Origin of the sequence: Vreelandella lionensis, assembly GCF_044543515.1 — a bacterium.
Classification (GTDB): domain Bacteria; phylum Pseudomonadota; class Gammaproteobacteria; order Pseudomonadales; family Halomonadaceae; genus Vreelandella; species Vreelandella lionensis.
In genome coordinates this window covers 1-26713 of the sequence record NZ_JBITWC010000040.1, presented here as the reverse complement: position 1 = coordinate 26713, position 26713 = coordinate 1, and the positions used below count along the sequence as shown (strand labels likewise).

Here is a 26713-nt window from a genome sequence, read left to right as displayed (position 1 = left end):
AGGGCTCTTCAGAGGGCGTTATACCCGACGATGAGCAGAGGCCGTGCGATGAGGGTTGTGAGTCAGGCCACGAGTGTACGCCTGCTCTAAACGCACCGAACCCACCAAAATAGGTGGGTTCGTCAGCAGTCTGAGGAGTGCCATTAGGCACTCCTTTTCGTTGGGCAGCTTGATGTACTCGCTACTGCCCACTACTGACCACTTGAGTAGCGTTCTACCTGCTGCTTTAGCTTTTGCCCGGGGCGAAAAGTCACCACACGCCGAGCAGAGATAGGGATTTCTTCGCCAGTTTTAGGGTTTCGCCCAGGCCGCTCGCGCTTATCACGCAGGTCAAAGTTACCAAACCCCGACAGTTTCACCTGCTCGTTTTCACGCAAACAGGCGCGGATTTCTTCAAAGAACGCCTCCACCATCGCTTTTGCTTCTCGCTTTGACAGCGCCAGCTCAGTATGCAAATGCTCAGCTAGCTCTGCTTTGGTCAACGCACCCATAGGGCTCCTCCATGTAGCATACGCATTGCCAAGAACGTGATAAGCGTCGTGTCATGGCATAGCTTAGTTAGCCGCGAAGTTCGGCATCTAATTCGGCTCGCACGTTAGTGATGATCGAGTCGACCAACTGGTTGATTTCTTCATCATTTAGCGTGCGCGAAGCGTGCTGCCAGGTCAAGCCTAATGCAATGCTCTTATAACCCTCGGCTACGCCTTTACCAGCATAGACATCAAATAGCTTAATGTCTTTCAAGTAATCGCCTGCCTGAGTTTTTGCACAATCAAGTAGCGCTTGCACAGGCGTTGCCTCTTTGAGCATAAACGCCAAATCGCGTCGCACTTCTGGGTAGCGTGAAAGCGGCTCAAAGGCGGGAATTTCCCCCTGACTCAATACATCTAGGCGAACTTCGAACAGCACCGCATCAACTTTAAGCCCCAGCTTGGCACGCACTTGCGGGTGCAGTGTGCCAATCCAGCCGGCGGGTTCGCCATTGTAAAAGAGCTGGGCGGTTTGCCCAGGATGCAGAGAGGGATGCTCGCCCGGTTCAAAGCGCCAAACTTCCTGGGCCCCACCCATTGCCAAAAGACTCTCTAGATCTCCTTTCAGGTCATAAAAATCTACCTGAGCCTTAGTGCTGTTCCACCCTTCCCCTTCACGGCCACCGCACACTAAGGCGCCCATCATCGGCTCTTGGGTTAAGTTATCGAGGTGGCCGTTAAATACCAGCCCTGTCTCGAAAATGCGCACACGGGTTTGCTGGCGATTGAGATTATACTCTAGGGCACGCACTAAACCCGGGAAAAGGCTGGCGCGCATTACCGAGAGGTCCGACGAAATCGGATTCGCAAGCACGGGGGACACAGCATCTGGCAGCATTGCTGCCTGCAGGTCCGGCGCTACGAAGCTGTATGTCACCGCTTCTTGGAAACCGCGAGCAACCATCTGGTTGCGCAACTGAGCCTGAGTGAGGAGTGCCTCGTTAGCTGGGCGAAGTGCTAGTCGAGCGGCTGGGCGACGAACCGGAAGGTTATTGTAGCCATGGATACGCGCCACTTCCTCGATGAGGTCTTCCTCAATGGCAACGTCAAAACGCCAGCTAGGGGCGACCACTGACCAACCTTCCGCCTGTTTATCAACCTCAAGCCCTAAACGCTGAAGGATATCGGTGACATCATCCGGCTGCAGCCGCTTGGAGAGCGCACTCTCAAGGCGAGCCTCGCGGAGCATAATGATGCGCGGTGCCGGTAAATGCTCATCGCTTACCGTCTCAACCACGGGCCCTGCCTGCCCCCCACAAATCTCCATCAGGAGCTTTGTGGCACGCTCAACCGCCATGGCAGGAAGCTCTGGATCGACGCCACGCTCATAACGATGCGATGCGTCGGTATGCAGACCGTAGGAACGCGCCTGCCCAGCAATGCCAAGCGGAGCAAAAAAGGCCGACTCAAGAAAAATCGTGTGCGTTTTTTCGTTTACCCCTGAATTTTCTCCACCCATGATGCCAGCCATTGCCAGGGGGCCACGTTCATCGGCAATTACCAGTGTTTCAGGGCGAAGTGCTACCTCTTGGCCATCCAGCAGTGTTAAACGCTCCGCCTCTCGTGCCAAACGGACAGTAATGCCACCCTGCAGGTTGTCCCGATCAAACGCATGCAGCGGTTGACCAAGCTCTAACATGACGTAGTTGGTGACATCCACGACGGGGTCAATCGAGCGTACGCCGCTACGACGTAGCCGCTCAACCATCCACAGCGGCGTTTCAGCCTCTACATTCACGCCCTTAATAACACGCCCTAAGTAGCGCGGGCACTGCTCAGCCGCCTCAATAGTGACGGGGAAAGTATCGTCGATACTCGCTTCAACGACTGTGATCTCAGGGCCACTCACCGGCAGGCGATTAAGCACACCTACCTCTCTCGCAAGACCTTTAATGCTCAGGCAGTCGCCGCGGTTAGGAGTGAGATCCACCTCGATGGTCATATCGTCGAGCTGCATATACTCGCGAAAGCTCGTGCCCACGGGGGCCGACGCCGGTAACACTAGGATGCCAGGAGAGGTTTCTTCTTCTAATCCCAACTCTGATGCCGAGCAGATCATGCCACGCGACTCAACGCCACGCAGTTTTGCCTTTTTAATTTTAAAATCGCCCGGCAGCACGCCACCCACTTGGGCGAAGGGAATTTTCTGGCCCACATCAACGTTGGGCGCACCGCACACTACTTGCACCGGCTCACCGGTACCGTCGTTCACCGTGCATACGTTGAGCTTATCGGCATCAGGATGCTTCTCTTTGGACAGCACTTCAGCCACGACCACACCGCTAAAGGCAGCGGCGACCGCTTCAACGGCATCCACTTCAAGGCCCGCCATGGTGATCTGATCGGCAATGGCCTGAGTATCAAGCTGCGGGGCTACCCATTCACGCAGCCACTGTTCTGAAAATTTCATGTTGATTCCCGTCGCTGGCAGCGGTCTTAGGTGAATTGACGAAGAAAGCGCAGGTCGTTCTCAAAGAACAAGCGCAGGTCATTAACGCCGTAGCGCAGCATCGCCAAACGCTCTGCGCCCATACCAAAGGCAAAGCCGGTGTATCGTTCGGTATCAATGCCGGAGTGCCGGAAAACTTCAGGGTGCACCATCCCGCAGCCCATCACTTCCAGCCAGCCGCTATGTGAGCAAACACGACAACCGTTACCACTACACATCACGCACTGAATATCGACCTCAGCAGAGGGTTCAGTGAATGGGAAGTAAGAGGGGCGGAAGCGGACCGATAGATCATCACGCTCAAAAAACGCCTGAAGGAAGTCTTCAATGGTGCCTTTTAGATCAGCAAAGCTCACGCCCTCATCGACCAACAGACCTTCTACCTGATGAAACATCGGCGTATGCGTCAGGTCCGAGTCGCTGCGATAGACGCGCCCCGGGCAGACGATACGGATGGGCGGTTCACTACTCTTCATGGTGCGTACTTGCACAGGAGATGTATGAGTACGCAGCAAGCGTGTAGCGTCGAAATAAAACGTATCTGCCATCCCCCGCGCCGGGTGATGCGCGGGAATATTGAGCGCCTCGAAGTTATGGTAGTCATCCTCAATCTCAGGACCTACCGCCACATCATAACCAATGCGGGTAAACAAACCCTCTATACGCTCAAGCGTGCGTGTCACAGGGTGCAAGCCACCACTCTCCTGCCCACGCCCCGGCAATGTTACATCGATCCGCTCAGCTGCCAAGCGGGCATTCAGCGCCTCACTCTCAAGCTGCTGTCGTTTGGCGTCTATCTCGGCTGATAGCGTTTGCTTGGCTTGGTTAATTTGCTCACCAGCCGCAGGACGCTCTTCTGCCGATAGTTTGCCCAACCCTTTCAATAAGGCCGTCACTTCGCCTTTTTTACCCAAGTAACGTACGCGCAACTCATCTAGCGCTGAGACGCTCTGCGCAGCTTGGATAGCATCGCGGGCCTCTGACACCAGAGTAGGAAGGTGGTCCATCCGATTTACTCCGAATTAAGCGGTTCCATCTTTAAAGATGGCTGGCATGTTGAAGGTGACAAAAAAACAGGGGAAGAGCGGCTGCTCTTCCCCTGCATGGGTCACACTGAAATGACCTCGGCATTTCACACTGAATTTAGCTCAGTGCGAATTGCCTTATTGGGCAGCCTTGGCTTTTTCCACGATAGCAGCAAATGCTGCCTTTTCGTGTACTGCCAGATCGGCCAACACTTTACGGTCAATTTCAATACCGGCTTTCTTCAGACCGCCAACAAAGCGGCTGTAAGACATGCCGTTGATGCGCGCACCAGCGTTGATACGCTGAATCCACAGAGCGCGGAATTGGCGCTTGCGGTTGCGACGGTCACGGTACGCATACTGGCCGGCTTTGATGACAGCCTGTTTGGCTACGCGGAAAACACGCGAACGGGCACCGTAGTAACCTTTGGCCTGCTTCAGTACTTTTTTATGGCGACGACGGGCAACTACGCCACGCTTAACACGGGTCATAACACACTCCTGACTTTATGACTGAGGCTAAATGCACTCAGATAAGAAAATTCGACCTTACAGGTTCGGCAGCATGCGCTGGATCAGCGCTTTGTCGGAAGCATGAATCTGCTTCATGCCACGCAGCTGACGCTTACGCTTGGTCGACTTCTTGGTCAAGATGTGGCTACGGAAAGACTGCTTGTGCTTGAAGCCGTTAGCGGTCTTTTTGAAGCGCTTAGCAGCGCCGCTGTTGCTTTTGATTTTCGGCATGAGAGAACTCCGCTCGATATTTTTTAGAAAACCCAGGGCCGACCAGCGCCTTCGCGCTGGCCCGTTAACTTCGCCGTTGGATCACTTCTTTTTCGGGGCAAGAATCATGATCATTTGGCGGCCTTCCATTTTCGGGAAAGACTCCACCGCTCCGATCTCTTCCAGGTCTGCCGCGATCCGTTCCATTAGCTTACGGCCAATGTCCTGGTGCGCCATTTCACGACCACGGAAGCGCAATGTGACCTTACCCTTGTCACCACCTTCCAAAAAGCGGATCAGGTTTTTAAGCTTAACCTGATAATCGCCTTCGTCGGTGCCAGGACGGAATTTAACTTCCTTAACCTGGATTTGCTTCTGCTTCTTCTTTTGAGCCGCTTTCTGCTTCTTGGTCTCAAAAACGAATTTGCCATAATCCATAATCTTACAGACGATGGGATCGGCATTCGATATTTGCACGAGGTCTAAACCGGCAGCTTCCGCGCGTTCAAGAGCCTCGGTGGTGGGCACAACACCCAACTGTTCACCTTCGGCATCAATTAAACGCACTTCTTCTTCGATAATACGCTCGTTCATTGGTGGGCGTTTGTCTTGTGGACGCCCGCGCTGGTTGCTTCGCTTGATCGCTCCGTCTCCTTAGGCAATTGACGATGTCGCCAGGGCTGCTCGCTCGTTACTAAAACGCTCGATGAATTCATCGATGGTCATGGTTCCGAGATTTTCGCCGCTGCGAGTTCGCACGGCCACTGAGTCAGCTTCGACTTCCTTATCTCCCACCACAAGGAGATAGGGAACTTTCTGTAACGTATGCTCACGGATTTTAAAGCCGATCTTCTCGTTCCTCAAGTCCGCCTTAACCCGTAAGCCATTTTTTTGCAGCCGCTGCTCCAAATCGAGCGCGTAATCACGCTGCGCGTCGGTAATGGTCATAAGCACAGCTTGCTGCGGGGCCAACCATAGTGGCATAGCACCAGCGTAATGCTCAATCAATATACCCAGGAATCGTTCAAATGAGCCCAGGATAGCACGATGGAGCATTACAGGGGTTTTACGCGTGCCGTCTTCATCGACGTATTGCGCCCCTAAACGCCCTGGCAAATTAAAATCTAGCTGAAGAGTACCACACTGCCAAACACGATTCAGGCAATCTCTTAACGCAAACTCAATTTTCGGCCCATAAAACGCACCTTCACCCGGCTGCAGATCCCAAGCCAAGCCAGTAGCGTTCAGCGCGGCCTCAAGGCCCTGCTCTGCCCGATCCCACATTTCGGCTTCACCCAGAAAGTCTTCGGGACGGGTGGAGAGCTTGAGCTCAACGTCTTCAAAACCGAGCGTTTTATAGACTTGCAGCGTTAGAGCAATAAACGCCTCAGCCTCAGCCTGAATCTGACTTTCGGTACAGAAAATATGGGCATCATCTTGCGTAAACCCACGAACCCGCATCAGACCATGCAGCGAGCCTGAAGGTTCATTTCGATGACAGCTACCAAATTCGGCCAAACGTAGCGGAAGGTCACGGTAGCTCTTAAGGCCTTGATTAAAGACCTGCACGTGACATGGGCAGTTCATCGGCTTCACCGCATACTCGCGCTTTTCCGACTCTGTGGTGAACATCAATTCACTGTAATGTCCCCAGTGGCCTGATTTCTTCCACAGTGACAAATCCACTACTTGCGGCGTTTTGATTTCCTGGTAGCCATGCTCACGTTGAATTTTACGCATGTACTCTTCTAACGCCTGATACATCGTCCAACCGTTAGGGTGCCAAAAAACCATCCCCGGCGCTTCTTCTTGAAGGTGGAACAAGTCCATCTTCCGCGCTAGCTTACGGTGGTCTCGCTTCTCAGCTTCTTCCAGCCGCTTCAAGTAAGCTTTTAACTGCTTTTTATCGCCCCATGCCGTGCCATAAATGCGCGTCAGCATCGGATTGGAGGAGTCACCACGCCAGTAAGCACCTGCCAGCTTCGTTAGCTTAAATGCTTTTAAGTGTCTTGTGTTAGGCACATGGGGCCCACGGCACATGTCCGTGTACTCTTCGTGGTGGTAAAGGCGGATAGTCGCACCTTCCGGGATATCACGGATGATCTCTTGCTTATACGGCTCATCACGCTTTTCAAACGTTGCCATCGCTTGGTCGCGGCCGACGTATTCACGAATAACATCGTACTCATGATCGATGAGCGACTGCATGCGCTTTTCAATGGCTTCCATATCGTCTGGCGTGACTGATTTGCCAAAGTCAATGTCGTAATAAAAGCCATCATCAATTACAGGACCGATGGCCATTTTGGCATCGGGATATAGCTGTTTCACCGCGTGACCAATCAAGTGAGCACACGAGTGACGAATAATTTCCAAACCTTCTTCATCGCGGGCAGTAATAATAGAGACGTCCGCATCCTGCTCAATCGTATCGGCAGCATCAACCAGCACCCCGTTAATTTTGCCTGCCACACAGGCCTTGGCCAAACCAGGGCCAATGGACTCTGCCAGCTGCATAATAGAGAGTGGTGCTTCAAACGTTCTTTGGCTGCCATCGGGCAGTGTCACAATAGGCATTCAGGTATTCCTTGAGCGCAGTGGTGATCCATACCAAGGATCACATTTCGCTATCAATGGTCGGGGGTGTTGGGCACATCTTGAAGGCTGCTCAGCCTACCAGAATTTATGACTGCGTAAAATAAAACGGGAGGCATAAGCCTCCCGTTCTTTGTCAAAGGGTTTAACGAACCAGCATGCTGGCTCTACCCATTGATTACTCAGCTAAGTGGATTATTTCCACTCATCCAGTTCTACACGACGGTTCTGGAAACGACCTTCGTCAGTGTCGTTGGTAGCAATCGGACGCTCTTCGCCATAGCCAACAGCACGCATACGGTTAGCTTCTACACCGCGCTGGGCTAAATAAGCAGCAACAGACTCAGCACGACGCTGTGACAAGTCTTTATTGTACTGATCAGAACCACGAGAATCGGTGTGACCTTCAATGCTCACACGTACATCTGGGTTGTTAACCAGACGCTCAGCAACGCCGTTAAGAACATTTTGTGCATTCGGTGTTAGCTGGGCGGAATCGAACTCAAAGTTCACATCCTGAAGAACAACGCTTTCCGGACAACCCAGTGCGTTTACTTCAACGCCTGCCGGGGTATTCGGGCACTGGTCACGGTAATCCGGCACGCCGTCGTTATCGGAGTCCAGCGGGCAACCGTTGGCGTTAACTTCTACACCAGCCGGCGTGCCCGGGCACTGGTCACGGTAGTCCGGCACGCCATCACCGTCGGAGTCCAGCGGGCAGCCTTCGGCATCAACAGCAACGCCAGCTGGCACTTCACCGTAGCTCGGGCACTGCGGTGCTACCGGCTCGGGAGTGCGATCTGCACACAACAGACCACCAATAGCAGCACCTGCTACAGCACCTGTGGCAGAACCGCTCTCTTCATCAGAGCTACCGCTGGTGGCATAGCCAATGCTGCCACCAATAAGACCACCCGCCAAACCACAAACAGCCGGATGCTGATACCAGCTACGATCGCTGCTAGCGCTTGCCTGACCGGAAGACTGAGAGGCAGAACTGGCACAGCCAGAAAGACCTACTACAAGTGCAGAACCGATTAGCAAGCCAGTCGTTGATTTTTTCATGCAAGACTCCTTCTTGATCCAATGCTGATTTGGTCAATCGACCAAATCTATCCAATGCTTCTTATCGCGAGAGCATCCATTTTTCGCTGTTCTGCTTCAAGGGCAGGACAACCCGCCCCCTGAACCCGAACAAGGCGCCTATCATTAACGTTTCGGCGTTAGAAGGCAACAATGCCAATATATCAACTTCTTGCCAATACTGGCCCTTCCAGCATAGCAAAGCTGGCATCGTTGACATTAAAAAATTTCACTGAAGTGTAGATGGGCTCTCAGCCCGCCATTTAAGCACCTCAGCAGCGGCAGCTAGCACAGCGGGACGCATTTCGTCTTCAACGGCTAGGCGCTCCTTGTCTTCCTGCATTCTTTCCCTAGGCGTGAGCTGTTTTCGCGCAGAGTGTGTCTTTAAATGGCGAGTGCGCTCATATACATCCGCAAACGCCCGGAACTCAGGGCGCTCCGTCAAGCTAGGGTCAACAATTTCAAGCAGCACCTTACAGCGCCACGAACCTTCGGTGATATCAACCTGCTCTTGGACGAGCGCACTCACCACATAATCAAGGTTTTCAAGACTGTTTTGCTGAGCGCGCTGCTCTTCGTCAAGTCGAAATTCCTCGCGTCGCTTTACCTCTTTGCGCAAGAAGAAAGCATAGCCGCCGAGTGCAGCGATGACCGTAACAGCCAGCGCAAGCAGTATAAGTGCAACCGTAGAACTCATAGAGCTCCTTATACCCAGTAAGTAAATAGCTTAACGAGAATTGTACACCTAATTGCCTCAAGTAGACCAACCTGATTCATGCGCCTTCAGGTTGCTTGCATTTGATGGGCAAAGAACAGTAACCTGCCCCGCCTTTTGGTACCGCCAGCACCACCACGCCCATCCCATGCTCAGCGCTAGCAATACAGCCCCTGCCGTATGCAACAAGGCTAACCAAAGCGGCAGCCAGAGCAGAACGTTAGCGACCCCAAGCGCCACCTGTAAGCAATAAGCTCCTATTGCGAGACTCAAGGCGATGCTGACTACTTTGATGCCCCGATAGCGCCACCATAACGCTAGTAAAGCGGCACCCAACAACAGTGCTCCCATACGATGGACCATATGAATAGCGGTGCGAGCATCTGCGTGTAGTTGACCATGGAGATAATTAGGGCCAACGTTTTGGGTGAGGTGGAAGCCTTCGCTTAGGTCCATGCTTGGCCACCATTGTGAATTACAGGTAGGGAATCCTTGGCAAGCAATACCGGCATAGTTGCTTGTGACCCAGCCACCCAGTGCAAGCTGCAACAATAAAACCCCACCTGCCAAGTACCACAGTACGCCACCCTTTTTAGCCTGCCCTATTTGCCCACGCCATGAACGGCGTATGCGAAGATGCAGCCAAAAAAACAGCATTAAAACGCTCAACCCACCCAGCAAATGAAGTGTCACCACCTGCGGCCATAGTTTTAATGTCACAGTAAAAGCACCAAACGCCCCTTGTAACAGAATAACGGCCAACAGAACCATGCTTAACCGCCATGGATAACCCGCTTGATTACGTACCGACCAACCCAGCGCAAGAACGCTAAGTACTATCAACCCTAGAAAGCTCGCCACATATCGGTGAGCCATTTCCACCCACGCTTTAAAGGGCTCTAAGGGAGCATCTGGATGGCGAAGGGCAACATGCTCACTATCAGGCACAATTAGGCGCCCATAACAGCCAGGCCAATCAGGGCAGCCTAGGCCAGCATCCATTAACCGAGTCCATGCGCCTACCAATATGACGAACGCAGTCAACAGGGTTCCCGCCAGCGTAACCCTCATGAGCCAACGAAGACGGCACTCTCGGTAGGTCTTCATTAAGTTTCCTTACGGCTATTGCTAGCCGAACATAAGCTAAATAGGATTTACTTTGAATAGGTGCCGGATGTCATCAAGAATGTCGGCGGTTGCCGCTTCTTGAGTAAACGCGAGTGCTGGTCTTCCCATGGGGTCGAATAACCAAACGCTGTGCGCAATGCTCCAAGAGGGTACGCTTTGCCAAACGGTCACCGTCTCCCCAGGCAGCGTGGCATCGTCACCACCAACTCTTAATCGCTTTAATCGAGTGGCTTCACGCCCTAATGCACGGTGTAACCGCCACAGTTCATCCTGTTGCTGCACACAGTTTGCGCCGCAGTCTAATATCAGCGTCCATTGTTCAGAGGCAGTGATGGAAGCCATCAGCGGCCAATCCTCAAGCGGCGGCACATCTATGGTTACTTTTCCGTGGGCAGTATGGCCCTGAGGAATTCCAACATTCCAAGTCACCATTCCCCAGGCCGTCACAATAGGAGCGGCAAAAATGGCAAACAAGAGAACCACCTTAAGCCTTACGTAACGTACTGGACGACGGTGGTGCATGTTAACGCCCTCCTTCGTAGCTTTCTCGAAAGTCGCTCACTAGACGGTATCCACCCAATAGCATGATCCCCAACGCTGCCAGCGCCAGTCCCCACCATTGAAAAGCGTAGCCAAGATGCCGGCTTGGCGGCATCACATTTGCCTCCCACCAAGGGGTAAAAACACCTGCACCCTGCTGGGCATGAAGCCAGCCATTATGGCTGAAGACGCCCAACGCCTCTTCCCAAGGAGCCAAGCTCAGCTGCTGAAGCCTAACGCCTTCTTGGTTGGCTCCATAAAGCGGCCCTTGCGATTGCTCCGCCTGCCACTCGCCAGACACCTCAACCGTGCCATGAGGGGTGAATACCGAAGGAGACGCCCGGCTTGTACCTGTTTCAATAAAACCACGTTGTACTAACCAGAGCTGCCCATGGGAGTCTTTCATAGGTGTCAACACCGCGACGCCTAGGCGACCGTTAACGATACGGTTATCTAAGTAAAGCGTGTGCTGCTCAAGATAGTCGCCACGTAGATGCACCTGCGCCCCTCCTTCCGGTGTTTGGATTGGCTCAACCACTGTTGGCGCTGCATCACGAATGGCTAGCAGTTCGCGCTTGTCAGCGGCCCTTTCCCACTGCCATAGTCCTAGGAGCAACCCTAAAACCACTACAACACTCCAAAACACACACCATGCGTATAGTCGCGCTGGAAAATAAGAGGGCTTCATCATGTGGTTAAAACTGCTCATTGCATTAGTGTTTATAGGAATGGTGGCCAGCTTAGCCGCAGGTGCAGGCTTTTTACTACATGACGAAAATACCTCCAGGCGGTTACTCACATCGCTTAAATGGCGCATTGCGTTAGCCTGCGTGATGATGGCCCTGCTTCTCTTTGGTTTCTTATCTGGCGAGCTTGGATAACTCGCTAAAATACATAAACAAAGATAAAGAGCCCTACCCACACTACATCAACGAAATGCCAATACCAGCAGGATGCCTCAAAACCAAAGTGATGATCGTTAGCAAAGTGACCTTTGATAATTCTTACCAGCATGCTCGCCAAAATAAGCGTACCAATAATGACGTGGAGACCATGAAAGCCTGTCAATATAAAAAAAGTAGCCCCAAAAATACCGGCCTCTAGGGTAATACCGTAATGATGATAGGCTTCATAATACTCGACGCCTTGGATAAGGATAAAGCAAATGCCCAGCAGTACTGTGCCTGCTAGCCAGTTACGACAGGTCTGACGATAGCCAAGCTTCAGAGCTTCATGGGCAACCGTTAGTGTGATACTTGATGTCACCAAAATCAGTGTGTTCACTAAGGGTAATTGCCAGGGGCTAAGCACGCTGGCGGGCCCTGCCACAGAGGCATCAGGGGGATTGAGTAGCGGCCATTGAGGAACAAATTCGGGCCATAACAAAGCAGATACGCCTTTTGCCCCTTCCCCTCCTAGCCATGGAATCGTGAAGGTTCTTACATAAAACAGTGCGCCAAAAAAAGCGGCAAAAAACATTACTTCTGAAAAAATAAACCAGCCCATTCCCCATCGAAACGAGCGATCCATTTGCGCGTCGTATAAACCGCCCATCGACTCGTGAATGACGTCTCGAAACCAAAACCCCATGACACAAATAACGCTTAGTAAGCCAATAACTAATAATGGCGCCCCGGTGTTGTAAACTAACTTGATGCCAATACCGGCCATCATGGCACCTAGCGCAAGCGACCCTAAAATAGGCCACCGGCTGTTCGCAGGAACGTAATAGCTGCCGCCGCTCATATTTCATCCCCCGCCGCGTTATTGTTATTGAGTGGATTAAGCGCAATGCGCTGTACCGGGTATAGGGTATACACCAAGGTAATGGTGCTGATTTCTTCAGGTAAGTCTTTAGCTAACTGAAACACCAGCGGAATGGTTAGTCGCTCATCGCCTTGTAGCTGCTGTTCTTGGAAGCAAAAACAGCTGACTTTACGTAAATGCGTTGTTGCACTAGAGGGTGATACGCTAGGCACAGCGCGTCCCCAACTTTCTTGGTGGCTGTTATTCGTAAAGGTAAAATCCACTTCTGCGGTTTGGCCTGGATGTACCCGCATTTGCCTCGTTTCAACACTCATTTGCCATGGCAGCCCCGCACTACCACGGGTAATAAATTGAACCGTAATGAAGCGCGACTGATCCACTTCTTCATGGATGATAGCTTTTGCCGTGGTATCGACCTTTCCGTTTAATCCCGTTACCCGACAAAACACGTCGTAAAGAGGAACTAAGGCAAACGCAAAGGCAAACATGCCAATAAGGGCTGCGACACTGCGAATGACGGTCCGCCTAACGCCAGCTTGTTGAGAACCATCTGCTGCCATTTTTCATCCCTCCGCCTTCTCCAACGCTTTTATGTATTAATCATGCGATTGAGCACGGTGAAATACCGGCGGCGTTTCAAAGGTGTGTAACGGCGCAGGGCTAGGCACACTCCACTCTAAATCAACAGCACCCTCCCAAGCTTTTGCAGGCGCTTTTTGGCCACCTCGTACACACAGCACTACCACCAGCACAAAGAGTAGCTGCGAGGCACCAAAGAAGAAGGCGCCAATACTTGAGAGCAGATTAAAATCGGCAAATTGCAGCGCATAATCAGGGATGCGCCTAGGCATGCCTGCCAAACCGGCAAAATGCATGGGGAAAAAGGTTAGATTGACCCCAATGATTGAGCACCAGAAGTGGCACTGCGCCAGACGCTCGTTAGGGTAATGGCCTGTCCATTTAGGCAACCAGTAGTAAACGCCCGCCATGATGGCGAAGATCGCGCCAGGCACCAATACATAGTGGAAGTGCGCCACCACAAAGTAGGTATCGTGATACTGAAAATCAGCGGGGGCGATGGCTAACATCAGGCCTGAAAAGCCGCCAATGGTAAATAGCACTACAAACGCCAAAGCAAAAAGCATAGGAGGCTCAAAACTAATTGACCCGCGGAATAGCGTTGTCACCCAGTTAAATACCTTCACCCCTGTTGGCACAGCAATCAACATGGTGGAGTACATAAAGAACAGTTCCGCCGTCAAAGGCAGGCCCACAATAAACATATGGTGCGCCCACACCAGAAATGACAGCAGCGCAATGGCTGCAGTGGCATAAACCATCGAGGCGTAGCCAAATAAGGGCTTACGAGCAAACGTAGGGATAATCGCCGACACGATGCCAAATGCTGGCAGGATCATGATGTAGACTTCTGGGTGGCCAAAAAACCAGAACAGATGCTGGAATAAGACAGGATCTCCTCCGCCCGCTGCATCAAAGAAGCTGGTACCAAAGTTAATATCCATCAACATCATGGTAATAACGCCCGCTAACACCGGCATTACGGCGATAAGTAGAAATGCCGTAATCAGCCATGTCCAAACGAATAGCGGCATATCCATCATGCGCATGCCAGGCGCACGCATATTCAGGATGGTCGCGATGATATTAATCGCCCCCAAAATAGAGCTAATGCCTGCCATATGCAGCGCTAAAATAAAAAAAGTCGTTGAAGCTGGCGCATACGTTGTTGATAACGGAGCGTAAAATGTCCAGCCAAAGTTGGGGCCGCCCCCAGGCATAAAAAGAGTAGACAGCAGCAGGGTAAAAGCGACCGGCAGTAGCCAGAAACTGAAGTTATTTAGCCGCGGCAAGGCCATGTCGGGGGCTCCAATTTGCAGCGGAATCATCCAGTTAGCTAGGCCTGTAAACGCTGGCATAACGGCTGCGAACACCATAATCAGGCCATGCATGGTGGTCATCTGGTTAAATAACTCGGGCTCTACCAACTGCAAACCAGGTTGAAATAGTTCAGCCCTAACCACGAGCGCAAAAATGCCGCCGACAAAAAACATCGTGAGCGAGAAGATCAGATATAGCGAGCCAATCTCTTTATGATTGGTGGTCAGCAGCCAACGCATCAAGCCTTTGGGTTGGGCTGCATGAGGGTAATGCGACTGGCCTTCCTGAGACTGGCCACCAGCCACGGCAGACGAACTATGCTGCAGTGAGTGTTGTGGAGGTAGTTTGGGCGCCATATGTCTCTCCGCATGCTTATCGTTTTAGTAGAAGAAGTTGGTCAACACCTACTGGGCAATACGCTCGGCCACCGTAGCTGGCTGAACGGTATCACCAGTCTCATTCCCCCAAGCGTTGCGCGTATAGGTCACAACAGCCGCTATCTCTACCGGATTCAGCGTATTGCGGAAAGCAGGCATGGCGGCTCCAGAAACACCGTTAATCACGCGATCCAAATGCCAGTCGAGTTCATTAATAAGCTGTTCATTTCCGGCGAGCGCTGGAAAGGCTGGCGGTGCGCCCTGCCCTTCGCCTTGATGACAGGAAGAGCAAATAGATTGATACACCTCTTCACCGCGAGCCATTAGCTCCTCTATAGCCCATTCGCGATCAACACCCATTGCCTCTTGCTCAGCAGCCTCTTTGCGCTCTTCAAGCCATGTTTCAAACTCCGCTTCTTCCATGGCATGCACCACAATGGGCATAAAGCCATGATTCACACCACACAGCTCGGCACACTGGCCACGATAGATACCAGGCTCGTTAATTTGCACCCAATTTTCATTAATAAAGCCAGGAATGGTGTCTTGTTTAACAGCAAGCTCTGGAACCCACCAGGAGTGAATCACGTCGTCTGATGTCATCAGAAAGCGTACTTTGCGATTAATAGGCAGCACGAGAGGCTCGTCAACATCGAGCAAATAGTGCTCGTCTCGCTCGGATTCGCCTCGAATCTGTTCGCGTGTGGTGCTTAAGTTCGAGGTATAGGCAATGTCCTCTCCTAGGTACTCGTAACGCCAGCGCCACTGCTGCCCCGTGATCATAATGTCTAGATCCGCCTCAGAGGCGTCATACATATTTTTAAGCGTGGCCGTTGCAGGTACCGCCATACCTACCAAGATCAAAATGGGAATGGCCGTCCACAGCACTTCAACGGAGGTATGTTCATGGAAGCGGGCAGCTTTGGCTCCTTTAGAGTGACGATAGCGAAACAAGGAGTAAAACATGACACCAAAGACGATCACCCCAATCACTACACACACCCAAAATATGGTCATGTGTAGGCCAAAAATATTGCGGCTGGTATCAGTGACCCCCACCGGCATATTCCAACTGCTAGCGTGGGCTTGAGAGAGACTTGCGACACTGGTAATGGTGAGAAGCCATTGCCACGGTAAGCGCATAGAAACCTCCTTTATTCTTGTTGTTCTCGCCAACCCTTTTATTAGGTCAGGGTTAAGTGATATCGATCAGTATAGAAAACATGTGGCATTCGTCACGAACTACTATCGTGATGCCTCTCAACGCTTCATCCCGCCGCATAAATCGCAATACCTGCTAAGAGCAGCACAAACATCATCGTCACTACCACCGCCGTGATAATGAAGGCGACCGGCTTGCCGTTTGAAAAATCCTGCTGACGCTGGCGGTCATTCTGAACACCTAGTAGTGCTGCTAATACTGACTTAACCACTGACCACATAGAGCCTCCCTCAAGGTTGAGGTATTTCATACTCAATTTGGCAACTGCCCTGAAGCACTCAGCTATAGTTGAGGATAGGCAATTTTATGAATCGTGCTGCCTGAAAAGCAGCTTGATCAAAAAAAGGAGTTTGCTATGAAGGGTCAAGAGACAGCGCCGCCTCCAACCGGCTCTCCTTCGCCTATATCTAACTGGTGGCAACACTATTATCTACAGAGTGCGCAACCCATGTTGCGGCTACAGCTGATCTGGATTGAAAGCATGACTCAGGCTATGCAGTTAGAGGCTGATTTATTTCATGCCATCACCCAAAGCAACATTACGTTGGTGCAATGCCTCACCCAAAATCGCAGGCGTTGCACACACGCCGAGTTAAACGAACACTATCAGGCATTGGCAAAAACGCTAGCCGATGCCCATGCAGACCGCATAGCTGGCGTGACGCAGCTATCGAACGACTTTCGACGCTGCCTTTGGGAGGAAATTTAGCGACGCGTAAATAAGCTTGCGGCTTGTAGTCCGGCAATTCACACTATGCATCACCAAGTTAAAACTAAAATGGCCTGTCAAGGGAGCCGTGTATGCCCAAGCATCGTGGAGTCGTTCTTCGCCACCTGTGTTTCGCCTTATTGCCGCTTTTGCCACTCGCGGGCTGCACCACTTATACGTGGCCAGATGGCTCCCAAGAGACCGTGCTGGGCGTAGTACCTGAAGATGAAAACCGCCGCTATGAAGAGCCCCAAGCCGACGGTGTACGCTACCGCAAGCCCGGTGAAATTCCAGAAGAAACGCCGCGTGAAGACGCTCCGAGCAACTAAGAAAGGCAAGCCTTTCAACGCTGGCGGCGCTTTGTATATGCTGTGGCTTGAGCGGTAAGAGGATCTTCTGGCCAAGGGTGCTTTGGGTATCGCCCGCGCATTTCTTTGCGTACTTCTGAGTAGCCGTTCAACCAAAAGCTTCGCAAATCTTGAGTCACCTGCAGTGGCCGTCGTGCAGGGGAAAGCAAGTGAAGTGTCACTGGTACACGCCCATCCACTACGGTGGGCGTTGCCTGCCAGCCAAAGGCTTCCTGAAGCTTCAACGCCAGCACCGGTGGCCTGCCTTCCCGGCAGGGTGTGTAATCCACTTTAACGGCATTGCCACTAGGCGCTTCTATCAAACTGGGCACTAAGCGCTCTAGCTGAGTCTGCTGCTTCCAATCAAGCGTGTTCATTAAATACGTGTGAAACGGCAGTTTTTGCAACTGCGTTAAGCGCGTCAGACCCGCCATATAGGGGGCCAGCCATGTCTCGAGACTGCCTAACAACGCAGAGTCGGACCAATCGTTCCACTGTTCAGGATAAGCGCCAAAGAGCAGCGCCATTCTCCCCTGCAGTTGAAGCACTTGTGCGTTAAACAGCATGTTGGGACGCTGTTTTAACGCTGCCATTAGCGCTTTTTCTACCGCGTCGGCAGGCAACCGCCGCAGTGGGCGTGTTGCTAACACAAGCTCGATGTGCCGCTGAACGGCTTCACCAACCAGCTTACCCTGCTCTTCTGACCAGACAATGCGCTCTTCCCACTGCTGGGTCTCGGGGTAAAAGTTAATCAGCGTGGCTAACGTGATAGGTTCTGCTAAATAGATGCCTGCCTCGCTGTTAGCGCTCTCTACACTCACTGCCACTAAAAAAGGCTCTTGAGCCAGTGGATGGTGAGCAGGTAGCGTAGCGGTTTTACCGTTAGCCAGTTTAAAACGACCCGGTGTCATCAGCTGAGCGATGCGATCCGGGTATGCTAGGCAAAGCAGCGCACCAAGCTGCTCCAAGGAGCTGTGCCGCGGCACAGGCGAACGCATCAGGCTCGACAATCGCTTTACTTCATGTCGCCACTGAGGATAAGCCGCAGGCTGGTTAACCCTTTGAGCTAAGGCGTCGCGCAGCGTGCCATTGATGCGCTCCCTGCCTTCCATTAAAGCCGCTAAGGCACAGGCAAGTGGCACCGCTTCAAATGATGCCGCTTGAATGAGCATGGTAGCTAAACGAGGTTCGAGGGGCAGTTGAGCGCTCTGTTTACCCAGCGGGGTCAACATACCGGCACTATCTACTAAGCGAAGCTGCTGCAACAGCGCTTGGGCACTTTTCCATGCTCCTTCAGGTGGCTGTGTCACCCATGAAAGCTCACTCGGCGAGTGCACACCCCATAGCGCTAGCTCTAGCGCTAATTTAGATAAATCAGCCTGCAACATCTCAGGCTCACCATAAGCGACCAGCGGCTGCTCAGCTGACCATAAGCGGTAACAAACGCCAGGCTGCTGCCTACCCGCTCGGCCACGTCGCTGGTCAGCACTCGCTCTATTCACCCGCCGGGTCATGAGACGCGTAAGCCCAGTGCGAGGGTTAAATAGCGGCACTCGTTCTAAGCCAGCATCAATCACGCTATTGACGCCATCGACGGTAACGCTGGATTCCGCAATGGCGGTTGAAACGATGACACGTTGCCGTGTTCTAAGAGGCCGCAATGCCGCTTGCTGGGCGTCGAGCGGCATGCTTCCATGAAGCGCACGAATCTCAACATCCATACTGCTACTTTCTAGAGCCTGCACAAGCCGGGAAATTTCTGCGATACCGGGCAGTATTACCAGCACATCTCGACTACCCTCTCGCTTCAGTGCCTCCTTGGTGACTCGCAAGGCAGCCCTATCTAATGATTCATGAGCTTCCACAGGGCAGTAGCGCGTTTCCACTGGAAATTCGCGGCCACTACTCTCAATAACGGGGGTGTCACTACCTAACACACCTTTTAAAGCAGCGACATCCAATGTGGCAGACATCACCACTAGCCGAAGATCATCACGGATGCTCTCTTGTACATCCAGTGCTAACGCAAGTCCTAGGTCTGCTTCAATGCTTCGCTCATGAAACTCATCGAAAATAATGCCCGCCACCCCTTCCAATAAAGGATCGTCTTGCAGCATGCGGGTAAGCACGCCTTGGGTGACCACTTCCAGCCGGGTATTGGGGCCTACATTGCTATCGCCCCGCATTCGGTAGCCCACCGTTTCACCTACCTGTTCGTTGAGCTGTGATGCCATAAAGGTGGCTGCCAAGCGAGCGGCGACGCGACGCGGTTCTAACAGTAAGAGACGCTGACCTTGCGCCCAGGCGCTGGAGAGTAACATTAGCGGGACACGGGTTGTTTTACCGGCACCTGGTTGAGCCACCAGAATAAGCCGAGTGTGCTCGGCCAGCATGGTTTGAATGGAGCTTAGATGTTGTTCAATGGGAAGCGATATGGTCATGAATCAGTGCGAGGTTGCATTAGAGGAAGTTATACCGCATCCCTTCAGGATAACGTGCTCAAGGAACTGACAAATGGAAGCCAAGTCAGCCTCACTCAGCGCTTCTTCTCCAAGAATACCGGTCACCTGAGCGCTATATTCTGTGTAGTGTTGAGTGGCCGACCAAATTAGAAAGATCAGCCAACGTGGATCAACATCGTCCATTTTACCCTGCTGGGACCACTGACGAATAATCACTGCGCGGGAGGCTACCCACTCCTTTAGTTCGCCGGAGAGATACTCTTTTAAGAAAGGTGCCCCCGCCAATATCTCTGCGGCAAACAGTTTGGACCCCTCAGGGTAACGCTGCCCAAGCATCATTTTGGTGCGAATAAAATCACTGAGCACCTGCCCTGGGTCGCTATCCTCAGTAATATCCTCTAGTACCGCATTCCAGCGATTCATCATCCGATTTAGCAGTCGCACATACAGTGCCTGCTTGCTCCCCATATAATAAAGAATATTGGCTTTTGGCAGCTTGGCTTGGTCTGCAATCGCCTGCAGGCTAGCACCACGATAACCATGCTGTGAAAACACCTGCTCTGCAGCGCTTAATATAGTTTGTTCAATACGGTCCCTGCTGGCATTTTCTTGGTTCGCGGTATCAGCCGTCATTCAGTAAGCTCCTTTAATAAACCTTGCAGTGTAATCGCGAGAAATGTCTACCAAGCGTGCGTGTCGCATCACTGTGCATTTCGCAGTGCGATGCGCACTAATAGTGCATGCCACATCTCATATAACAAAGTCTTGCAAGGTTTGCATTTTTGTCCCAAGCTCAACATTATTGACCGATCGGTCAAAACAATCATAACGGAGTTTGGCATGGCAACAATTGAGTTTTTGCTCAATGGCACCCCGACCCGGTGTCATGTGCCCCCTGACACAAGCATTCTAACGCTGCTACGCGACTATTTGGGGATGGCCGGCACGAAAGAGGGCTGTGCATCGGGTGACTGCGGCGCATGTACCGTCGCCATTAAAAGCGATACAGCGCCTCATTTTGTAAGCCTGAATGCGTGTATTACACCCGCTCACCAGTTACATGGCCAGCACTTGCTAACCGTAGAGGGCTTGGCCACTGACGAAGAACTTCACCCGGCACAGCGTGCCATGGTGGAGTGCCATGGCAGCCAGTGCGGCTTCTGCACGCCCGGCATCGTAATGTCGCTATTTACGCTACATTCACAACAGCAACAGCGGCCAGCACCCCTTACGCCAGAGCGGCTTGAAGCAGCACTGGGTGGCAACTTGTGCCGTTGTACCGGATATCGGCCTATTCGTGACGCAGCGCTAAGCATGCAGGAGTCTTCTTGGAAAGCACCGCAATGGATTGATGCCAGCCAACCCGCTCATACTCCACTTACCGCTCCTCAATCTGCGGAAGCCAACACGGACCTCTTTGCTCAGCCAACGACACTGAGTCAACTAACTGAACTACGCCGACACTACCCATCTGCACGCCTTGTTGCCGGTGCCACCGATCTGTGGCTGGAAAATACGCAGCGCCTGGCGTCGCTTAATCAACTTATTGATGTGACGCGGGTTAATGAGCTGCGCCATATTGAAGAAGCCATTTTTGATGAGCAGCCAGGCTGGTGGATCGGCGCAGGCGTCACCTATTCACAGCTCGAGCCACTGCTAGAAACCCACTATCCCGCCTTTGCTCATCTACTTCACCGGCTCGGCTCACAGCAGGTGCGTAACCGCGGCACACTGGGTGGCAATATTGCCAACGCATCGCCCATTGGCGACACTCCACCCGTACTGCTGGCGCTCAACGCCTGGGTAGAACTGGCTAACCAGGATGGCAGTCGCGCGCTGCCGCTGAGCGACTTCTTCCTGGATTATAAAAAAACGGCGCTGGCAGCGGATGAAGTCGTGAGTCGAATATTTATTCCACAATTGGCGGACGACGCCGTCCTGAAAGTATGGAAACTCTCCAAACGGCGTGAAGACGACATCTCTGCCGTACTAGGAGCCTTCCATTATCGTCTCGACGATGGCGTTATGCAGGATGTTCGTATCGCCTTTGGCGGCATGGCGGCCATCCCTAAGCGAGCGCAACAAACAGAGGCAGCGTTAACAGGGCAGCCTATCGCGAAAGAGAACTTTCAAGCGGCACAGCGGACACTATCGGAAGAGTTTCAACCCATGAGCGATGTGCGCGGTACTCAACACTATCGTCATCAGGTGGCAGCCAACCTGCTCGAACGCCTTTATCTATCGCTCTCAGTACCTAATCAAGAGGTGATGCTCCATGCGTACGCTCACTAAGCTTGATGGCGACAGCAGCCGCGCTCGCCGCGAGCTGCATGACCATATCCAAGGTTCTGGTCCACTGGCTCGCCATACGGTGGATAGCCACGGGCAACGGCAAGCCGGTGCTTCCAGCTTCCATGAAAGCGCAGAGAAACATGTCACCGGTAAAGCAACCTATATTGATGACATTAAAACACCCCAAGATGCCCTGCACGTGGCGCTCGGCCTTTCACCTGTCGCTCACGGCACGCTAACGAAACTGGAACTTGATGCTGTAAGACAGGCGCCTGGCGTTGTCGACGTGATCACTCTCCATGATGTACCAGGACACACAGATATTGGGCCGGTGTTCCCCGGCGACCCTATTTTTGTCGACCAGGAGATCAGTTACGCGGGGCAATGCCTATTTGCAGTGGCTGCCACCTCTTTACAGGCAGCTCGCCAAGCCGTGAAGCTGGCCACACTGCATATCGACGAACAACCGGCTAGCCTAGATCCTGTGGCCGCTGCTGGACGTCAAGAGGTTGTTCGCCCAACCCACGTGCAGGAGCGGGGCGACTGGCAAACTACCTTACAGCAAGCCGAACAAACCATAGAAGGCGAGCTATTTATCGGTGGGCAGGAGCACTTCTATCTCGAGGGCCAAGCGTGCATTGTGGTGCCCACGGAGGATGAAGGGGTGATGGTTCATACCTCTAACCAGCACCCCAGTGAGACCCAAAAATTGGTGGCAGAAGTGCTCGGTATTCCTTTTCATGCGGTCACTGTAGAAGTGCGCCGTATGGGCGGCGGCTTTGGCGGTAAAGAGACACAAGCATCGCCCTGGGCCTGCATTGCCGCCATTATTGCTCGGCGTACCGGTAAAGCCACGCGACTTCGCCTGCCACGCAGTGAAGATATGCGTGCCACTGGAAAACGCCACCCTTTCCATAACCGCTATCAATTAGCGATTGATGCCCAAGGCGTTATCAAAGGCGGCGATATTACCGTTATTGGTGACTGCGGCTATTCACCAGATCTCTCTGATGCCATCGTTGACCGCGCGATGTTCCACGCGGATAACGCTTACTCATTGGGAGATGCCCGCGTCACCGGCCACCGCGCTAAAACCCATACGGCGTCAAATACCGCCTTTCGTGGTTTTGGTGGCCCCCAGGGCATGATGATCATTGAAGCGGCGATGGATGATATTGCCCACCGCGTTGGTGAAGATCCTTTAACGATTCGTAAGCGCAACTTTTACCGGGAGGGGCGAGATACCACCCACTATGGTCAGCAGGTTGACCAAAAGCAGCTTCTGCACACGCTGGTTGACACCCTGGAAACGAGCAGCGACTACTGGGCACGCCGACAACACATTCGGGACTACAACGCGGCAAGCCCTGTTATTAAAAAAGGGCTCGCACTGACTCCTGTCAAGTTCGGTATCTCTTTCACCGCCCAGCATCTTAATCAAGCAGGGGCACTGCTGCATGTCTATACCGATGGCAGCATCATGATTAACCACGGCGGCACAGAAATGGGCCAGGGGCTGCACACAAAAATCTGCCAAGTGGTTGCCCGAGAGCTTGGACTAGATCTGGATAGCGTGCGGATCAGCGCTACCCGCACAGATAAGGTGCCTAATACCTCACCCACCGCCGCATCCAGCGGTGCTGACCTAAACGGTATGGCAGCACGAGACGCCGCAAGCAAGCTTCGGGAGCGGTTGTTTGAGTTTGCAGCGGGGCATTTTGAGGGCGGGTTAGATAGAGAAGGTATGAGGCTAGAGCATGGCATGCTCATCGCTGGCATTGGCGAAAGTGAGCGTCGAATTCCTTGGGGCGAACTCGTTCAAACCGCCTATTTGAACCGTGTCTCTCTTTCTGAGAAAGGCTTTTATGCCACGCCGTTAATCCATTACAACCGGGCTACAGGCCAAGGCCGCCCTTTTTATTATTACGCTTTCGGCGCGGCAGTGGCTGAAGTAAGTGTAGATACACTCAGCGGGGAGTATTTGGTTGACCGTGTTGACGTACTACACGATGTAGGCAACTCACTGAACCCTGCTATTGATATTGGCCAAGTAGAGGGTGGGTTTATTCAAGGCATGGGCTGGCTAACCAGTGAAGAGCTGAAATGGAACGCTAAGGGCGTACTGGTGAGCGATGGCCCAGCCACCTATAAAATCCCCACCTACGGCGATTTACCCCACGTATTCAATGTTGACCTCCTAGAAGGCCACCCCAACTCAATGGCGAGCCTTTATCGTTCGAAAGCGGTGGGAGAACCCCCCTTTATGCTCGGCATATGCGTATGGTCTGCGCTACGCGATGCGCTTTCGAGTTTGACGGATTACCGCACCTCGCCTCACTTGGACACGCCAGCAACCCCAGAAAGAGTGATGCTAGCCGCCCATGAGATTAGGAAGAAAGCACTATGACCGAAACATGGCACGCGGCACTGCACCGCTTGCAACGTAGCGGGATACCCCATGTGCTGGCAACGCAAGTGACCAGTGCAGGGTCGACCCCCCGGGAGCCGGGTGCGCGAATGGTGGTGACCGCCGATGAGATTTTCGACACCTTAGGGGGCGGAACATTTGAGTGGCAAACCATCCAAGCGGCTCGAGATTTTTTGCGGCAAGGAAGCTCTGGCTTCCACTTAGAAGCCTTTTCGCTAGGCGGGCGGAGTGGTCAGTGCTGCGGAGGTTTTGTGAATGTGTTGCTAGAAGTATTTCCTGGTGCTTCTAGTTACATTGCCCTGTTTGGTGCTGGTCATGTCGGACGCGAAATTGCCAAACTCAGCGCGCCGCTACCCTGGCACATTGATTGGTACGACAGCCGCAACGATATGTTTGGCATACAGGATCAACAGCAGCCAAGGCTGCACTGCCACTCACTGACTAACCCTCAAGAGAGCGTTTCAGCCCTGCGACCCTACAGCCACGTGTTGGTCCTCACCCATAATCATGATGAAGACTACGCTCTGATCGCAGCGCTGATTCAACGCCCAGATATTGCGTCTATTGGGCTCATTGGGTCTGACAGTAAATGGGTTAGCTTTCAAAGCCGACTAAAACGTGATGGCTATACGCCTGAAGCCATACAGCGGGTGCGTTGCCCTATAGGTACCGTTCATGACACAAAGCTCAGCAATAAAACTCCCTACGCGATTGCCATGACGGTAGTGACAGAGCTTCTTTGGTTAACCGATCACCCCACCCCTGATCAAACACGCGGACTTGAACCTGCTGCCCTGCGTGCCCTATTTAACGATACAGCGACACATCAGAGTTGATATGACCTCTTTTACCGATACGTTTATTCGCGCTGAGCTGGTGAGTTTTGCCAGAGACCCCGGCGAAGACAACATGCCCCAACCAAGCAGCCTTGAACACTACGGTGATGGCCTATTATGGATAAAAGATGGCCATATACAGGCAGTCGGTCATTACGCTGATCTTATCAGCGAACTACCTACGGACAGCCAAGTACTCGATTATCGCGGCAAATTAATCATGCCGGGGTTTATTGATACCCACGTTCATTACGTTCAGCTAGATATCATGGCCTCTTACGGTCGACAATTACTAGACTGGCTTAATGACTATACTTTTCCTGAAGAGTGCCGATTTGCGAACCATGCTCACGCAGAGGCACTTTCCAATGCTTTTCTAGATGAAATGCTGCGAGCGGGCACAACAACTGCGCAGGTTTTTGGCTCTAGTCATCCAGGGTCAGTGGACGCTTTCTTTACTGCCTGCCAAAAACGCCAGCTGCGCATGCTTGTAGGAAAAGTGTTGATGGACCGCAATGCACCTGACGCGCTGATGGATGGTACATCAGGCATTGCCGATACGGAGCGTCTAATCGAAGACTGGCACGGTAAGCAGCGGCTTGGTTACAGCGTCACACCACGATTTGCCCCCACCTCCACTAAAACCCAAATGGATGCGGCAGGCGCACTGCTTCGCAATGATCCTACTCTTTGGCTACAAACGCATCTAGCCGAAAACAGTGGAGAACTCGACTGGGTGGCTGAGCTCTTTCCCGGCAGCCGAGATTACTTATCTGTTTATGAACAGGCCGGGTTAGTCGGCCCAAGAAGCACGTTTGCCCATGGTATTCACCTTGATAACGGAATGCGCAAACGCTTAGCGGAACGTGGCGCTAACATTGCTTTTTGCCCGAGTTCCAATTTATTTCTAGGCAGCGGGCTTTTTGATCGAGAGGCTGCTCAAGAAACAGGGATGGCATACACCTACGCCAGTGATATAGGCGCAGGTACCGACCTTTCAGGCTTTGGCACCTTAAAAAGTGCTTATCAAGTCGGCCAGTTGCGCGGTCAACCGCTAACTGCTTGGCAGGGTTTTTATGGATTAACCCATGGAAATGCAAAGGCGCTTTCGCTTGATAACCATGTCGGCCAGTTGGCGCCTTCCTATGAAGCAGACTTTGTAGTTATCGACCCGCAGGCCACCTCACTTCTTAAGCGTCGCACCCAACATTGTACGACGCTTGGAGAACGCTTATTTGCCTTAATGATGTTAGCTGATGACCGTGCTATTTATGAAACCTGGGCGGGAGGCCGCTGCCAACACCGCAGGGATTAATACCAGCGACTGTTTTATGGTCACCCAGCCGCTCCTAACGAGCGGCTTTTTTATTGCTGATACCCCGCGGGCATAGTACGTTCACAGCAAAAAGCCCCGAGCAGGCGGTGCACGGGGCTTGGGTCATGGCGCGCTTTCGAGCGCCCAACAAAAAACCCAGCCTAATGGCTGGGTTCCAGACTGCTGACGAACCCACCTATTTTGGTGGGTTCGTTGCGTTTAGAGCAGGCGTACACTCGCGGCCTGACTCACCACCCTCATCGCACGGCTT

General features: G+C 52.6%; 27 protein-coding genes. 7 read left to right on the top strand and 20 right to left on the bottom strand.

Features of this window, described 5'->3' with window-relative positions; genetic code table 11:
- Positions 1 to 18: 18 nt before the first annotated feature.
- From ACIGG6_RS17750 to ACIGG6_RS17690, 13 genes are all read right to left on the bottom strand, one after another.
- A complete protein-coding gene (locus tag ACIGG6_RS17750) occupies positions 19 to 144 on the bottom strand; it encodes a hypothetical protein (RefSeq protein WP_399846374.1) in 126 nt (41 codons plus the stop codon).
- Between the two features lie 47 nt (positions 145 to 191).
- Positions 192 to 491 (bottom strand): integration host factor subunit alpha, encoded by a 300-nt coding sequence (locus ACIGG6_RS17745; RefSeq protein WP_044629429.1) that lies wholly within the window; start codon positions 489 to 491, stop codon positions 192 to 194.
- A gap of 67 nt (positions 492 to 558) precedes the next feature.
- Positions 559 to 2940 carry a phenylalanine--tRNA ligase subunit beta gene (pheT, locus tag ACIGG6_RS17740; RefSeq protein WP_399846373.1) on the bottom strand — a complete coding sequence of 794 codons (2382 nt, stop codon included), beginning with the start codon at positions 2938 to 2940 and terminating at the stop codon, positions 559 to 561.
- Positions 2941 to 2966: 26 nt separating this feature from the next.
- The gene (pheS, locus tag ACIGG6_RS17735) at positions 2967 to 3986 is read right to left on the bottom strand and encodes a phenylalanine--tRNA ligase subunit alpha (protein WP_253505396.1); all 1020 of its coding nucleotides are present in this window, start codon (positions 3984 to 3986) and stop codon (positions 2967 to 2969) included.
- Between the two features lie 156 nt (positions 3987 to 4142).
- Positions 4143 to 4496 carry a 50S ribosomal protein L20 gene (gene rplT, locus ACIGG6_RS17730; protein ID WP_009097607.1) on the bottom strand — a complete coding sequence of 118 codons (354 nt, stop codon included), beginning with the start codon at positions 4494 to 4496 and terminating at the stop codon, positions 4143 to 4145.
- A gap of 57 nt (positions 4497 to 4553) precedes the next feature.
- Positions 4554 to 4748 carry a 50S ribosomal protein L35 gene (rpmI, locus tag ACIGG6_RS17725; RefSeq protein ID WP_009724291.1) on the bottom strand — a complete coding sequence of 65 codons (195 nt, stop codon included), beginning with the start codon at positions 4746 to 4748 and terminating at the stop codon, positions 4554 to 4556.
- 81 nt (positions 4749 to 4829) lie between these two features.
- On the bottom strand, positions 4830 to 5369 hold the full coding sequence (gene infC / locus ACIGG6_RS17720) for a translation initiation factor IF-3 (RefSeq protein ID WP_399846378.1): 540 nt from the start codon (positions 5367 to 5369) through the stop codon (positions 4830 to 4832).
- A 12-nt stretch (positions 5370 to 5381) separates the two neighbouring features.
- A complete protein-coding gene (gene thrS / locus ACIGG6_RS17715; protein ID WP_399846371.1) occupies positions 5382 to 7304 on the bottom strand; it encodes a threonine--tRNA ligase in 1923 nt (640 codons plus the stop codon).
- A gap of 213 nt (positions 7305 to 7517) precedes the next feature.
- On the bottom strand, positions 7518 to 8387 hold the full coding sequence (locus ACIGG6_RS17710; RefSeq protein ID WP_083023516.1) for an OmpA family protein: 870 nt from the start codon (positions 8385 to 8387) through the stop codon (positions 7518 to 7520).
- Between the two features lie 247 nt (positions 8388 to 8634).
- A complete protein-coding gene (locus ACIGG6_RS17705) occupies positions 8635 to 9102 on the bottom strand; it encodes a DUF2489 domain-containing protein (protein WP_228168471.1) in 468 nt (155 codons plus the stop codon).
- Positions 9103 to 9159: 57 nt separating this feature from the next.
- On the bottom strand, positions 9160 to 10227 hold the full coding sequence (locus ACIGG6_RS17700) for a heme A synthase (RefSeq protein ID WP_399846368.1): 1068 nt from the start codon (positions 10225 to 10227) through the stop codon (positions 9160 to 9162).
- Positions 10228 to 10263: 36 nt separating this feature from the next.
- Positions 10264 to 10770, bottom strand: a complete 507-nt coding sequence (locus ACIGG6_RS17695) for a hypothetical protein (RefSeq protein ID WP_399846366.1) — start codon at positions 10768 to 10770, stop codon at positions 10264 to 10266.
- A 1-nt stretch (position 10771) separates the two neighbouring features.
- Positions 10772 to 11416, bottom strand: coding sequence for an SURF1 family protein (locus ACIGG6_RS17690; RefSeq protein ID WP_354702729.1), 645 nt, complete (start codon positions 11414 to 11416; stop codon positions 10772 to 10774).
- A gap of 61 nt (positions 11417 to 11477) precedes the next feature.
- Between ACIGG6_RS17690 and ACIGG6_RS17685 the strand changes: the two genes are divergently transcribed.
- Positions 11478 to 11669 carry a DUF2909 domain-containing protein gene (locus ACIGG6_RS17685; protein WP_399846364.1) on the top strand — a complete coding sequence of 64 codons (192 nt, stop codon included), beginning with the start codon at positions 11478 to 11480 and terminating at the stop codon, positions 11667 to 11669.
- 4 nt (positions 11670 to 11673) lie between these two features.
- Here ACIGG6_RS17685 and ACIGG6_RS17680 read toward each other — a convergent pair whose 3' ends face one another.
- From ACIGG6_RS17680 to ACIGG6_RS17660, 5 genes are all read right to left on the bottom strand, one after another.
- Positions 11674 to 12534 carry a cytochrome c oxidase subunit 3 gene (locus ACIGG6_RS17680; RefSeq protein ID WP_399846362.1) on the bottom strand — a complete coding sequence of 287 codons (861 nt, stop codon included), beginning with the start codon at positions 12532 to 12534 and terminating at the stop codon, positions 11674 to 11676.
- Positions 12531 to 13115 (bottom strand): cytochrome c oxidase assembly protein, encoded by a 585-nt coding sequence (locus tag ACIGG6_RS17675; RefSeq protein WP_399846360.1) that lies wholly within the window; start codon positions 13113 to 13115, stop codon positions 12531 to 12533. Before ACIGG6_RS17675 ends, ACIGG6_RS17680 begins: the two co-directional genes overlap by 4 nt.
- Before the next feature lie 36 nt (positions 13116 to 13151).
- A complete protein-coding gene (gene ctaD, locus ACIGG6_RS17670; protein WP_399846358.1) occupies positions 13152 to 14810 on the bottom strand; it encodes a cytochrome c oxidase subunit I in 1659 nt (552 codons plus the stop codon).
- Between the two features lie 48 nt (positions 14811 to 14858).
- Complete coding sequence (gene coxB / locus ACIGG6_RS17665; protein ID WP_058576335.1) at positions 14859 to 15974, bottom strand: cytochrome c oxidase subunit II; 1116 nt, start codon at positions 15972 to 15974, stop codon at positions 14859 to 14861.
- A 125-nt stretch (positions 15975 to 16099) separates the two neighbouring features.
- Complete coding sequence (locus ACIGG6_RS17660) at positions 16100 to 16273, bottom strand: DUF2970 domain-containing protein (RefSeq protein ID WP_082051444.1); 174 nt, start codon at positions 16271 to 16273, stop codon at positions 16100 to 16102.
- Between the two features lie 135 nt (positions 16274 to 16408).
- On the opposite strand from ACIGG6_RS17660, the gene ACIGG6_RS17655 reads away from it, so the two are divergent.
- Together ACIGG6_RS17655 and ACIGG6_RS17650 are read left to right on the top strand one after the other, a co-directional pair.
- On the top strand, positions 16409 to 16762 hold the full coding sequence (locus tag ACIGG6_RS17655; protein WP_399846356.1) for a hypothetical protein: 354 nt from the start codon (positions 16409 to 16411) through the stop codon (positions 16760 to 16762).
- 92 nt (positions 16763 to 16854) lie between these two features.
- The gene (locus ACIGG6_RS17650) at positions 16855 to 17091 is read left to right on the top strand and encodes a hypothetical protein (RefSeq protein WP_044629444.1); all 237 of its coding nucleotides are present in this window, start codon (positions 16855 to 16857) and stop codon (positions 17089 to 17091) included.
- 14 nt (positions 17092 to 17105) lie between these two features.
- Here the strand turns inward: ACIGG6_RS17650 and hrpB are convergent, their stop codons facing one another.
- Together hrpB and ACIGG6_RS17640 are read right to left on the bottom strand one after the other, a co-directional pair.
- Complete coding sequence (gene hrpB / locus ACIGG6_RS17645; RefSeq protein WP_399846354.1) at positions 17106 to 19550, bottom strand: ATP-dependent helicase HrpB; 2445 nt, start codon at positions 19548 to 19550, stop codon at positions 17106 to 17108.
- A gap of 3 nt (positions 19551 to 19553) precedes the next feature.
- Positions 19554 to 20204 carry a TetR family transcriptional regulator C-terminal domain-containing protein gene (locus ACIGG6_RS17640; RefSeq protein WP_253506177.1) on the bottom strand — a complete coding sequence of 217 codons (651 nt, stop codon included), beginning with the start codon at positions 20202 to 20204 and terminating at the stop codon, positions 19554 to 19556.
- Positions 20205 to 20411: 207 nt separating this feature from the next.
- On the opposite strand from ACIGG6_RS17640, the gene xdhA reads away from it, so the two are divergent.
- The 4 genes from xdhA to guaD are packed head-to-tail and all read left to right on the top strand — an operon-like array spanning position 20412 to position 26442.
- The gene (gene xdhA / locus ACIGG6_RS17635; protein WP_399846351.1) at positions 20412 to 21863 is read left to right on the top strand and encodes a xanthine dehydrogenase small subunit; all 1452 of its coding nucleotides are present in this window, start codon (positions 20412 to 20414) and stop codon (positions 21861 to 21863) included.
- A complete protein-coding gene (xdhB, locus tag ACIGG6_RS17630; RefSeq protein ID WP_399846348.1) occupies positions 21847 to 24270 on the top strand; it encodes a xanthine dehydrogenase molybdopterin binding subunit in 2424 nt (807 codons plus the stop codon). The genes xdhA and xdhB overlap by 17 nt, the downstream gene beginning before the upstream one ends.
- A complete protein-coding gene (gene xdhC, locus ACIGG6_RS17625) occupies positions 24267 to 25127 on the top strand; it encodes a xanthine dehydrogenase accessory protein XdhC (RefSeq protein ID WP_399846346.1) in 861 nt (286 codons plus the stop codon). The genes xdhB and xdhC overlap by 4 nt, the downstream gene beginning before the upstream one ends.
- A gap of 1 nt (position 25128) precedes the next feature.
- Positions 25129 to 26442 carry a guanine deaminase gene (gene guaD / locus ACIGG6_RS17620; protein WP_399846376.1) on the top strand — a complete coding sequence of 438 codons (1314 nt, stop codon included), beginning with the start codon at positions 25129 to 25131 and terminating at the stop codon, positions 26440 to 26442.
- The last annotated feature ends 271 nt before the right edge of the window (positions 26443 to 26713 follow it).

What these genes read in the sequence shown, in the direction of transcription:
- ACIGG6_RS17750 (WP_399846374.1), bottom strand. Translation starts at nt 144, where the DNA reads ATGGCACTCCTCAGACTGCTGACGAACCCACCTATTTTGGTGGGTTCG.
- ACIGG6_RS17745 (WP_044629429.1), bottom strand. Translation starts at nt 491, where the DNA reads ATGGGTGCGTTGACCAAAGCAGAGCTAGCTGAGCATTTGCATACTGAG.
- pheT (WP_399846373.1), bottom strand. Translation starts at nt 2,940, where the DNA reads ATGAAATTTTCAGAACAGTGGCTGCGTGAATGGGTAGCCCCGCAGCTT.
- pheS (WP_253505396.1), bottom strand. Translation starts at nt 3,986, where the DNA reads ATGGACCACCTTCCTACTCTGGTGTCAGAGGCCCGCGATGCTATCCAA.
- rplT (WP_009097607.1), bottom strand. Translation starts at nt 4,496, where the DNA reads ATGACCCGTGTTAAGCGTGGCGTAGTTGCCCGTCGTCGCCATAAAAAA.
- rpmI (WP_009724291.1), bottom strand. Translation starts at nt 4,748, where the DNA reads ATGCCGAAAATCAAAAGCAACAGCGGCGCTGCTAAGCGCTTCAAAAAG.
- thrS (WP_399846371.1), bottom strand. Translation starts at nt 7,304, where the DNA reads ATGCCTATTGTGACACTGCCCGATGGCAGCCAAAGAACGTTTGAAGCA.
- ACIGG6_RS17710 (WP_083023516.1), bottom strand. Translation starts at nt 8,387, where the DNA reads ATGAAAAAATCAACGACTGGCTTGCTAATCGGTTCTGCACTTGTAGTA.
- ACIGG6_RS17705 (WP_228168471.1), bottom strand. Translation starts at nt 9,102, where the DNA reads ATGAGTTCTACGGTTGCACTTATACTGCTTGCGCTGGCTGTTACGGTC.
- ACIGG6_RS17700 (WP_399846368.1), bottom strand. Translation starts at nt 10,227, where the DNA reads ATGAAGACCTACCGAGAGTGCCGTCTTCGTTGGCTCATGAGGGTTACG.
- ACIGG6_RS17695 (WP_399846366.1), bottom strand. Translation starts at nt 10,770, where the DNA reads ATGCACCACCGTCGTCCAGTACGTTACGTAAGGCTTAAGGTGGTTCTC.
- ACIGG6_RS17685 (WP_399846364.1), top strand. Translation starts at nt 11,478, where the DNA reads ATGTGGTTAAAACTGCTCATTGCATTAGTGTTTATAGGAATGGTGGCC.
- ACIGG6_RS17680 (WP_399846362.1), bottom strand. Translation starts at nt 12,534, where the DNA reads ATGAGCGGCGGCAGCTATTACGTTCCTGCGAACAGCCGGTGGCCTATT.
- ACIGG6_RS17675 (WP_399846360.1), bottom strand. Translation starts at nt 13,115, where the DNA reads ATGGCAGCAGATGGTTCTCAACAAGCTGGCGTTAGGCGGACCGTCATT.
- ctaD (WP_399846358.1), bottom strand. Translation starts at nt 14,810, where the DNA reads ATGGCGCCCAAACTACCTCCACAACACTCACTGCAGCATAGTTCGTCT.
- coxB (WP_058576335.1), bottom strand. Translation starts at nt 15,974, where the DNA reads ATGCGCTTACCGTGGCAATGGCTTCTCACCATTACCAGTGTCGCAAGT.
- ACIGG6_RS17660 (WP_082051444.1), bottom strand. Translation starts at nt 16,273, where the DNA reads ATGTGGTCAGTGGTTAAGTCAGTATTAGCAGCACTACTAGGTGTTCAG.
- ACIGG6_RS17655 (WP_399846356.1), top strand. Translation starts at nt 16,409, where the DNA reads ATGAAGGGTCAAGAGACAGCGCCGCCTCCAACCGGCTCTCCTTCGCCT.
- ACIGG6_RS17650 (WP_044629444.1), top strand. Translation starts at nt 16,855, where the DNA reads ATGCCCAAGCATCGTGGAGTCGTTCTTCGCCACCTGTGTTTCGCCTTA.
- hrpB (WP_399846354.1), bottom strand. Translation starts at nt 19,550, where the DNA reads ATGACCATATCGCTTCCCATTGAACAACATCTAAGCTCCATTCAAACC.
- ACIGG6_RS17640 (WP_253506177.1), bottom strand. Translation starts at nt 20,204, where the DNA reads ATGACGGCTGATACCGCGAACCAAGAAAATGCCAGCAGGGACCGTATT.
- xdhA (WP_399846351.1), top strand. Translation starts at nt 20,412, where the DNA reads ATGGCAACAATTGAGTTTTTGCTCAATGGCACCCCGACCCGGTGTCAT.
- xdhB (WP_399846348.1), top strand. Translation starts at nt 21,847, where the DNA reads ATGCGTACGCTCACTAAGCTTGATGGCGACAGCAGCCGCGCTCGCCGC.
- xdhC (WP_399846346.1), top strand. Translation starts at nt 24,267, where the DNA reads ATGACCGAAACATGGCACGCGGCACTGCACCGCTTGCAACGTAGCGGG.
- guaD (WP_399846376.1), top strand. Translation starts at nt 25,129, where the DNA reads ATGACCTCTTTTACCGATACGTTTATTCGCGCTGAGCTGGTGAGTTTT.